This is a genomic window from Achromobacter sp. SLBN-14 (genome assembly GCF_006715415.1).
GTDB lineage: Bacteria > Pseudomonadota > Gammaproteobacteria > Burkholderiales > Burkholderiaceae_B > Achromobacter > Achromobacter mucicolens.
This window is the reverse complement of sequence record NZ_VFNE01000001.1, coordinates 6010083-6020352: the sequence shown is the minus strand read 5'-3', so window position 1 is coordinate 6020352 and position 10270 is coordinate 6010083. Positions and strand designations below refer to the sequence as shown.

Genomic DNA, 10270 nt, shown 5'->3' with positions numbered 1-10270 from the left:
TGAAATGCCCGCATGGACGGGCTGGATTTCCTGGAAAAGCTGATGCGCCTTCGCCCCATGCCGGTGGTGATGGTGTCGTCGCTGACTGAGCGTGGCGGCGAAATCACGCTGCGCGCGCTGGAATTGGGCGCGATTGACTTCGTGACCAAGCCCAAGCTGGGCATCCGCGACGGGCTGCTTGAATACACGGAACTCATCGCCGACAAGATCCGCGCCGCGTCGCGCGCCAAGCTGCGCGCCCCGACGCCCCATACGGCGCAGGCCGCGCCGGCGCCCATGCTGCGCCGTCCGCTGTCCAGCTCGGAAAAGCTCGTGATCGTCGGCGCATCCACTGGCGGCACCGAGGCCATCCGCGAAGTCCTGCAGCCGTTGCCGCCGGACAGCCCCGCGATCCTGATCACGCAGCACATGCCGGCCGGCTTCACTCGGTCGTTCGCGCAGCGCCTGGACGCGCTATGCGCCGTGACCGTGCGCGAGGCCGTGCATGGCGAGCGCGTGCTGCCCGGTCATGTGTACCTGGCCCCGGGCGGCGAGATGCACATGCGCCTGGGCCGCAGCGGCGCCAACTATGTCATCGAGCTGGAAGCCAGCGAACCGGTCAATCGCCACCGTCCGTCCGTGGACGTGCTGTTCAACTCCGCGGCCGTCGCGGCGGGCAAGAACGCCATCGGCGTGATCCTGACGGGCATGGGCAAGGATGGCGCCACCGGCATGCTGGCCATGCACCGGGCGGGCGCGCACACGATCGCGCAGGACGAAGCAAGCTGCGTGGTATTCGGCATGCCCCGCGAGGCCATCGCTATCGGGGCTGCAAGTGAAGTGGTGCCGTTGTCGGCGATGAGCGAACGCATTCTGACTCGCCTGGGCGACCGTGGGCACCGCGTTTAACGCGGACTGACGCCACGATCGATCTCAAGCAAATTTTTTCTGGAGTGAAAGATGGTAGACAAGGGCCTGAAGATTCTGGTGGTGGATGACTTCCCCACCATGCGGCGGATCATCCGCAACCTGCTCAAGGAGCTGGGTTTCGAAAACGTGGATGAGGCAGAGGACGGCGCCATTGGCCTGGAGAAGCTGCGCAACGGCGGCTTCCAGTTCGTGGTGTCCGACTGGAACATGCCGAACCTGGACGGCCTGGAGATGCTCAAGCAGATCCGCGCCGACGCGTCGCTGGCATCGCTGCCGGTGCTGATGGTGACGGCGGAAGCCAAGAAGGAAAACATCGTTGCCGCCGCACAGGCGGGCGCCAACGGTTACGTGGTCAAGCCTTTCACCGCGGCGACGCTGGAGGAAAAGCTGAACAAGATCTTCGAAAAGATTGGCGGCTGAGGTGTGCGATGAGCTCAACGGAAACAGTTGACCCGACAGAGTCGCCCGACCTGATCCACCGGATCGCCTCGCTGACGCGCATGTTGCGCGACAGCATGCGCGAGCTGGGCCTGGACCAGGCGATCAAGGACGCCGCCAACGCGATTCCCGACGCCCGCGACCGCTTGCGGTACGTGGCGCAGATGACCGAGCAGGCCGCCAACCGCGTGCTCAACGCCACGGAACAGGCCGGTCCGATCCAGGACAACATGGCCCGTTCGGCGCAGGCATTGGATAGCCGCTGGCAAGAATGGTACGACCAGCCGCTGGAAATGCCGCAAGCGCGCGAACTGGTGAAGGACACGCGTGCCTTCCTGGCCGACGTGCCCAAGCAGACGCAGCAGACGCAGTCCAAGCTCATGGAAATCATCATGGCGCAGGATTTCCAGGACCTTACGGGCCAGGTCATCATGCGGATGATGGACGTGGTGGGCGCCATCGAACGCGAACTGCTGCAGGTGCTGCTGGACAACGTGCCGCAAGAGCGCCGCGACGAAGCCAACAGCCTGCTCAACGGCCCGCAGATCAACCCGCAGGGCAAGACCGACGTGGTCACCAGCCAGGATCAGGTCGACGACCTGCTGGCCAGCCTGGGCTTCTGAGCCCGCGGCCCGCGATGTCCGCCGGCGGCGGAAAGACGGCGTCTTTCCGCCCGCATGCGCCGGCTTCGTGCGCGTGTCCTCCTTCTCATGACGTATTCCCTAAGGGCGCAAACGCCTGCTGGCCGATAGACTCCTGCCAACAATAATCGGGGCCTTGCAGCGCGAGACAAGGCGCGTCCAGCGCGCCAGACCACGGATGCCCAAAGCAGGCGGTCCGGGTCAGGGAGAGGAGGTTCATGATGGCCAGATCCGTATTCCGCTTGGGCGGCATGTGGGGATTGTTGCGTCGGCTCAACCGCGGCGACGCGGTGCTGTCCGAGCGCCCCTTGTCCTTCAGTCCGGCCGCCTGGCCGCTCTACCGGTTCCTGTCGCAGATCCGGCTTCGGATCATGACCGTGCGCCAATCCAGCATCGAGATCGCGCTGAACGCGGCGCGCACGCAATTCCAGGCGGGACGCTGTTCACTGCTGGCGCGCGAGCAGGCGAGGGCGGCCGAGGCCCTGGCCGCCAGCGGGGCGCAGATCGCCGATCTGTCTGCGTCGACCTCCACCCACGCCCGCGACATTGCCGCGGTGTCGGGCCAGAACCTGCAGGCGGCGCGGCAGGCGCTGGCCGAGCTGACCGAGGTCAAGACGCGCGTGGACCGCATGACGCATGAGATGGCCGCCTTCACCGAAGTGGTGGGGCAACTGGCGGCGCGCGCGCAGTCGGTGGGCGACATCAGCAAGACAATCAAGGGCATTGCGCTGCAGACGCAGCTGCTTGCCTTGAACGCCGGCGTTGAGGCCGCCCGGGCCGGGGACGCGGGCCGCGGCTTCGCGGTGGTCGCCAGCGAGGTCGGCCGGCTGGCCGAGCGCGTCAACACCGCCACCAGCGACATCGGCCGCCACACGACGCAGATGCTCGACCTTGTCGGAGCCACGCAACGCCAGACGGGCACGCTGCGCGAGGACGTGGACGCCTCGGGCGCGGTGCTGGACCGGACCTCCCGCGGCTTCGAGCGCTTCGTGCGCGACTTCGACAGCATGAACCGGCAGGTGAGCGACGTGGTCCAGGCCATCGGCGAGGTCGATGCCACCAACCACGGCATGAGCGAGGAGGTCGGGCGCATTGCGGCCTTGAGCGCGGACGTGCTGGAACGGGTGGGCAGCATGTCGGTCGAGATCGACCGCATCCGGCGGCAGACGGAAAGCGTGCAGGAAGTGCTGGCCGACATGCGCACCGGTGGCACCGCGTTCGACAGCCTGTCGGAATCGCTGGAGGCGTTTGCCGGTGCGGCAGCCGGTCTGCTGCAGGATGCCCGGCGGCGCGGCGTGGACGTGTTCGACCGCCACTACCAGCGCATTGCCGGCAGCGAGCCGCCGCGTTATCACACGGCTTACGACCGCGCGATCGACGAGTCGCTCACGCGGCTGCTCGACAGCGTGCTGGAGGCCGTGCCGGGCGCCATCTATACGATTCTGGTGGATAACCGGGGCTACGCGCCCGCCCACAACAGCCGGTTCTCGCTGGCCCCGACCGGCGATCCGAAGGTCGACATCGCGCGGGTGCGCAACAAGCGCATCTTCGACGATCCCGTGGGCGCCCGGCTGGCCGCCAACACCGGCGCGCAGCTGTTCCAGACGTATTCCCGCGACACCGGCGAGATCGTCAACGACATTTCCCTGCCCATTTATCTGGGGCCGGAACACTGGGGCGCCGTGCGCATCGGGCTGGATTACGCGCGCTATCAGGCCATCCTGGACGGCCACGCCGCCAGCGGCCGGGTGGCCCAGGCGGCGGGCTGAGGCGGCTGCTCCCGGGGGGCTGGCCGGCAGCCGGCGGCGCATCTGGGAATAGCGCCGCTTTCCCCCCTTTTCTTGGCATATCGCCAACCCCCGGCGCCTCCTAGAATCTCGGCGGGCGGCTTGCATTCCCACGTCAGCGAGCCGCAACAATCCCGTAGAGCATGTCCGAAGAAAGCGACCTCGAGAAAACCGAAGCCGCCTCTCCCAGGCGCCTGGAAAAGGCGCGCGAGGAGGGGCAGATTGCGCGTTCCCGGGAACTGGGCACGTTCATGATGCTGGCGGTGGGCGTTGCGGCGATCTGGGCGGGCGGAGGATCGCTGTACCAGGGCCTGACCGGCGTGCTGCGCAGCGGGCTGGCGTTCGATCAGCGCGTCGCGCTGGATCCGGGGGTGATGGTCGAGCAGGCGGTGAGCGGCTTCGGTCACGCGCTGATGGTGCTGTTGCCGATCTTTGGGCTGCTGGCGGTGGTGGCGGTGCTGTCTAGCGTCGTGCTGGGCGGCCTGGTCATTTCGACCAAGCCCTTGCAGCCCAATTTTTCCAAGCTCAGCCCGCTGGCGGGTTTGAAGCGCATGTTCTCGTCGCAGACGGTGGTGGAGCTGATCAAGGCGCTGGCCAAGGCCATGCTGGTCGGCGGCGTGGCCGTCTGGGTCATCTGGCGCTATCACGACGACATGTTGGGGCTGATGCACGTGGCGCCGTCGGCCGCGCTGACCAAGGCGCTCAGCCTGGTGGCGATGTGCTGCGCCTTCATCGTGGCCTCGCTCCTCATCATCGTTTTGCTGGACGTGCCCTGGCAGATCTGGAGCCATTTGAAGAAGCTGCGGATGTCCAAGGAGGACGTGCGCCAGGAACACAAGGAAAGCGAAGGCGATCCGCACGTGAAGGCGCGTATCCGGCAGCAGCAGCGCCAGGCCGCCCGCCGCCGCATGATGTCCGAGGTGCCCAAGGCCGACGTCGTCGTGACGAACCCGACGCACTACGCAGTGGCGCTGAAGTACGACGAATCGAAGGGCGGCGCGCCGCGCGTGCTGGCCAAGGGCACGGGCCTGATCGCCGCGAAGATCCGCGAACTGGCCGCCGAGAACAAGATTCCCACATTGGAAGCGCCGCCGCTGGCGCGCGCATTGCATCAACACGTCGAGCTGGGACAAGAAATCCCGGCCGAGCTGTATACCGCGGTGGCGGAAGTGCTGGCATGGGTATTCCAGCTACGATCCTGGCGCTCGGGCTGGGGGCATGAACCGATGGCCCCCACGAAACTGAACGTGCCAGCCGAACTGGACCCGCAGGCAAAAACCGCAGCACAAGGAGTTTAAGGAATGAGCGCACTGCTCACCATGTTGAAGAGTAACGGCGGCACGCACGCGCGGCTGCTGGCGGGTCCCATCCTGATCGTGATGGTGCTGGGCATGATGGTGCTGCCCCTGCCCACGTTCCTCCTGGACCTGCTGTTCACCTTCAACATCGCGTTGTCCGTGATGATCCTGCTGGTGGCCATGTTCACGCGCAAGCCGCTGGATTTTGCCGCGTTCCCGGCCGTGCTGCTGTTTGCGACGCTGCTGCGCCTGTCGCTGAACGTCGCGTCCACGCGCGTCGTGCTGCTGCATGGTCACACGGGTCCGGACGCCGCGGGCAAGGTGATCGAGGCCTTCGGCCACTTCCTGGTGGGCGGCAACTTCGCGGTCGGGATCATCGTCTTCGTCATCCTGACCATCATCAACTTCATCGTCATCACCAAGGGTGCGGGCCGTATCGCCGAAGTCGGCGCGCGCTTCACCCTGGACGCCATGCCCGGCAAGCAGATGGCGATCGACGCGGACCTGAACGCCGGCCTGATCGGCGAGGACGAGGCGCGCAAGCGCCGCGCGGAAGTGTCGCAGGAGTCGGACTTCTTCGGCTCGATGGACGGCGCCAGCAAGTTCGTGCGCGGCGACGCCATCGCCGGCCTGCTCATCATGGCGATCAACGTCATCGGCGGCCTGGTCGTGGGCGTGGCGCAACACGACATGTCCATGGGCGAAGCCGGCCGCGTCTACACGCTGCTGACCATCGGTGACGGCCTCGTGGCCCAGATCCCGGCGCTGGTGATCTCCACCGCCGCCGGCGTGGTCGTGTCGCGCGTGTCGACGGACCAGGACATCGGCCAGCAGATCATCAGCCAGCTGTTCTCGAACCCGAGCGTGCTGTTCCTGACCGCCGGCATCATCGGCATCATGGGCCTCATCCCCAACATGCCCCACATCGCCTTCCTGACGCTGGCCGGCGCGCTGGGCTGGGGCGGCTGGGCATTGCTCAAACGCAAGCAGGCCGCCGCGGTGGCGGCCGAAGAGATACCGCCGCAGGCGATCACCCAGGCGCAGGCCGCGGCCGCCGAGGCAAGCTGGGAAGACGTGTCGATGGTGGACCAACTGGGGCTGGAGGTCGGCTACCGCCTGATCCCGCTGGTGGACCACGCCCAGAACGGCGAGCTGCTGCACCGCATCCGCAGCCTGCGCAAGAAGTTTGCGCAGGACGTGGGCTTTCTGCCGCCGGTCGTGCACATCCGCGACAACCTGGAACTCAAGCCCAACGATTACCGCATCCTGCTGTCGGGTGTGGAAGTGGGCAACGGCGTGGCGATGCCCGGCCAGTGGCTGGCCATCGACCCGGGCGGCGTGACCATGCAGATCAAGGGCACCCCGACGACCGATCCGGCGTTCGGCCTGCCGGCGCTGTGGATCGACAGTTCGCTGCGCGACCAGGCCCAGGTGGCCGGCTATACGGTGGTGGATGCGGGCACGGTCGTGGCCACCCACCTGAATCACCTGATGCACCGCCACGGTTCGAACCTGCTGGGCCGCCAGGAAGTGCAGCAGCTGCTGGATCGCATCGGCCGCGACGCGCCCAAGCTGGTCGAGGACCTGGTGCCCAAGACGCTGTCGCTGACCGCGTTGCAGAAGGTGCTGCAGGGCCTGCTGTCCGAAGAAGTGCCGATCCGCGACATGCGCACCATCATCGACACGCTGTCCGAGCACGGTCCGCGTCTGGCGGCGCTGGCTGCCGGTTCGGGTGGCCAGCCCGACATCAACGAGCTGATCGCGCTGACGCGCCGCGCGCTGGGCCGCGCCATCACGCAGCAGTGGTTCCCGGGCGAGGGCGAGCTGCGCGTGATCGGGCTGGATGTGAAGCTGGAACGCGTGCTGTCGCAGGCCATGACGACCAGCGGCGGCCTGGAGCCGGGTCTGGCCGACACGCTGCTGCGCGAGGCGCAGGCGGCGGTCGAACGGCAGGAATCGCAGGGCAATGCGCCGGTGCTGCTGGTGTCGCCGGTGTTGCGCGCGCCGCTGTCGCGCTTCCTGCGCCATCATCTGCCGCAGTTGGGCGTCTTGTCGAATACGGAAATTCCCGATGAGCGCATCGTCCGCGTGACGGCGCTGATCGGCGGGAGCAATGGGCAATGAAGATCAGCCGCTTTTACGGGGCAAACACCCGTGACGTGATGCGCCAGGTGCGCGAGGCCCTCGGGCCGGACGCGTTGATCGTGTCGAACCGCAGCGTCGAGGGCGGCATCGAGGTGCTGGCCACCGTCGATGGCGCGTTCGACGACGCGCCGACAGCGCAGACGCCGCCGCGCGAGGCGCCGGCTCATGCGCAGTCCGCGCCGCAGCGCCCAGCCGCGGCACCGTCGATCGGCGCGCCTGCCGGGATGGAGCGGCCGCAAGGGGCGCCGGCCAAGATGCCGGCGATGCCGCCGGGGATGCCGCCCGCCATGTCGCCTGCCATGTCGCCGGCCAGCTATGCGGCGCCGGCGCGGTCCATTGCCGCCTACCAATCCGCTTATGCGGCTTCCGCGCAGCCTGCGTCGGAATCGTTGGCATCGCCGATGGACTTCGCGCCGGCTTCTTCGATACCGGGTTCGGCAACGGCTGCGCCCGCCGCCGCCGTGCCGGCCGGGTCTCAGCCGGTCGGGTCTCAGCTCGCCGCGGCTCAGCAGGTCGCGCCGCAGCCGGTAGCACCTCAGCACGCCGCGGCTCAGCCGGCAGCGCCTCAGCCGGCCGCGCCCATCCGCGTCGAGTTGCCGCCGCTTGCGCCGATCCGTCCTTCGGCCGCCGCAGCCCCCGTGCCCGCGCCGGCCGCTCGCATGACGCCGGAACACGCCATGCCCGAGCGCATGGCCGCGTCCGTCGCGCCGGCGGCTGCCGCAATGGCCGCCGCGCCCGCGACCGCCTACCACGCGCCGCGCGGTTACGCCGCGGCGCCCGTCACACCTGCGCAGCCGCCCGCCATGCCGCCGGCCGCGTCGCCCCTGTCCTCCGCGCCACCGGCCACCTTGTCCGCCGCACCTTCCATGGGCCGCATGCCGGACGCGCCGGTCCGCCCGCCGCAGGGTTTGCCGCCCGCGCCGCTGGCTGCCGATACCGCCGCCGGTCTGCAAGATGCCATCAGCGCGTTGCGCGGAGCGCTCGAAACCCGCATGGACGGCCTGCTGTGGGGCGGACGTCAGGGTCCGGGGCGGGAGCCGGCCGCCGCCGCGCTATTCCGCAGCCTGCTGGATGCGGGGTTCAGCACCAAACTGGTCCGCACGCTGGTCGAACGCCTGCCGCAAGGCCTCTCCGCCGAGGCGGCGCAGAGCTGGGCGCGCAATGAACTGGTGACGCACCTGCCGGTGGTGCGTTCCGAAGACGAATTCCTGGCTGGTGGCGTGTACGCGCTGGTCGGCCCCACCGGCGTGGGCAAGACCACCACGTTGGCCAAGCTGGCCGCGCGCTGCGTGGCCCGCGAGGGACGCGAGCAGGTCGCCATGCTGACGACCGACCTGTTCCGGATCGGCGCGCTGGAACAATTGCAGATCTACGGCCGCCTGATGGGCGTGCCCGCGCATTCGGTGCGCGATGCCGGCGAGCTGCGCCGCATCCTGGCCGAGCTGGGCAACCGCAAGATCGTCCTGATCGACACGACGGGCATCAGCCAGCGCGACCGCCTGGTGGCCGAGCAGGCGTCGATGCTGTGCAACGCGGGCAAGCCGGTGCGCCGGCTGCTGGTGCTCAATGCCGCCAGCCAGGGCGACACGCTGGACGAAGTCGCGCACGCCTACCGCAATGGCGTCGGCGAGGATGTCGCCGGCTGCATCATCACCAAGCTGGACGAAGCCACGCGCTTGGGCGCGGCGCTGGACACCGCCATCCGCCACCGCTTGCCGATCCATTACATGTCCGTCGGCCAGAAAGTGCCCGAGCACATGGAGCTGGCGCGCGCAGACGTGCTGATCGACCGCGCGTTCTCGATGGTGGAGCGCGCCCGTGCGCTGTACACCCCGAGCGAGGCCGATCTGGCGTCGCTGGTGTCGTCGTCGCGCGAGCCGGACGCCGTGGATCCGGCGCGCCGCCGTCAGCTGCTGGCCTCGGCGATCCTGCCGCAACAGGCGGGCGCGGGGTCGATCGCCGCGGCGCAGAGCCTGGACGACATGATTTCGTGGCTGGACAACGACCCGGCGTGCCTGCAGGCGCGCACCGCCTGGCGTGAATACGTCAGCGACGGCGCCGGTTCCAGCCTGGCCGCGCTGGGCGACGAGCCGTTGTCGATGGCGCGCCGGGAATTCTCCGCCGCCTGCACCCGCAACCTGCTTGTGATGCACGGCAAGACCGCCATGAAGGGCGACGCCTTGCCCGGCGGCGCGCTGCTCGGCGCACTGCTGATGAGCGATCGCGGCGCTGCGCTTGCCGCGCCCGCGCAGCAACTGGTGCTGCCGCACGGCATGCTGAGTTCGTTTGCGCCTGCCGCGCCGGCGCAGCCGGATCCGGCGCTGGCGCTGCAATCGCGCGTGGCATGGCTGGGCGAGCGCCTGCAGTCCGTGCCGCTGGTCCACATGTTGGAGGCAGGCACGGTTGCGCTGTGGCAACCCTTCTCCGAGCAGGGCGTATCGTGGGTGGCTCGTTGCCCGGGCGGCCTGCGGGTGATCCAGGACGAGTGCCCGACCAACCTGAATGCCGTCGGCAAGAGCGTGGGCTATCTGCCCGTGGGCCAGCCTGGCGACATGCCGGGTCTGCGGGTGACGGCGGCCGGCAAGACCGTGCCGCTGGCGCTGTGGGCGTCGGGCACCGAAGTCGTGCTGCCGGGCAAGGGGCAGGGCGCCAGCGTGCGCCTCATCTGCGCGCGGCTGATCGACACCGTGACCGGCGAGGTCGCGGGCCAGTTGTTCGGCGCCACCAACCTGCCGGCCTCGCAGGCCGACGCCGCGACGATCGCGCGCTGGCTGGTCCTGCAGGACGAGGCCAAGGCCGCGTTCCGCTACATGGCCAATGCCTGGCAGGCGCTGCCCGCGGTCGACGGCGCCCACACGCTGGCGCGCCAGTCGCTGATGGCCGGTCAGCTGGGCGCCGCTTGCTGGCAACTGGCCCATTCGCCAGCGGCCGACGTCGTGCGCGGCCCGCTGTCGGGCATCGTGGGCACCGAACGCAAGCTGTCCGGCAAGATGCTGCCGGTGGCGCTGCTGAAGATGTTTGCGCTGCTGGAGATGACGGGCGGGGCGTGAAG

General features: G+C 68.7%; 6 protein-coding genes and 1 pseudogene. All 7 read left to right on the top strand.

Features of this window, described 5'->3' with window-relative positions; all coding sequences use genetic code 11:
* Positions 1–9: 9 nt before the first annotated feature.
* A pseudogene (locus FBY20_RS27695) lies at positions 10–888 on the top strand (chemotaxis response regulator protein-glutamate methylesterase); the annotation flags it as partial.
* 51 nt (positions 889–939) lie between these two features.
* Entirely contained in the window at positions 940–1329 is a 390-nt protein-coding gene (gene cheY / locus FBY20_RS27690) for a chemotaxis response regulator CheY (protein ID WP_056316584.1), read from the top strand.
* A gap of 8 nt (positions 1330–1337) precedes the next feature.
* Positions 1338–1970 carry a protein phosphatase CheZ gene (cheZ, locus tag FBY20_RS27685; protein WP_056316587.1) on the top strand — a complete coding sequence of 211 codons (633 nt, stop codon included), beginning with the start codon at positions 1338–1340 and terminating at the stop codon, positions 1968–1970.
* A 236-nt stretch (positions 1971–2206) separates the two neighbouring features.
* On the top strand, positions 2207–3757 hold the full coding sequence (locus FBY20_RS27680) for a methyl-accepting chemotaxis protein (protein ID WP_255452515.1): 1551 nt from the start codon (positions 2207–2209) through the stop codon (positions 3755–3757).
* A 161-nt stretch (positions 3758–3918) separates the two neighbouring features.
* Entirely contained in the window at positions 3919–5073 is a 1155-nt protein-coding gene (flhB, locus tag FBY20_RS27675) for a flagellar biosynthesis protein FlhB (RefSeq protein ID WP_056316590.1), read from the top strand.
* A 3-nt stretch (positions 5074–5076) separates the two neighbouring features.
* Positions 5077–7197: a flagellar biosynthesis protein FlhA gene (gene flhA / locus FBY20_RS27670; protein ID WP_056316595.1), complete on the top strand. Its 2121-nt coding sequence runs from the start codon at positions 5077–5079 to the stop codon at positions 7195–7197.
* A complete protein-coding gene (gene flhF / locus FBY20_RS27665) occupies positions 7194–10268 on the top strand; it encodes a flagellar biosynthesis protein FlhF (protein ID WP_142055727.1) in 3075 nt (1024 codons plus the stop codon). The genes flhA and flhF overlap by 4 nt, the downstream gene beginning before the upstream one ends.
* Positions 10269–10270 lie beyond the last annotated feature (2 nt).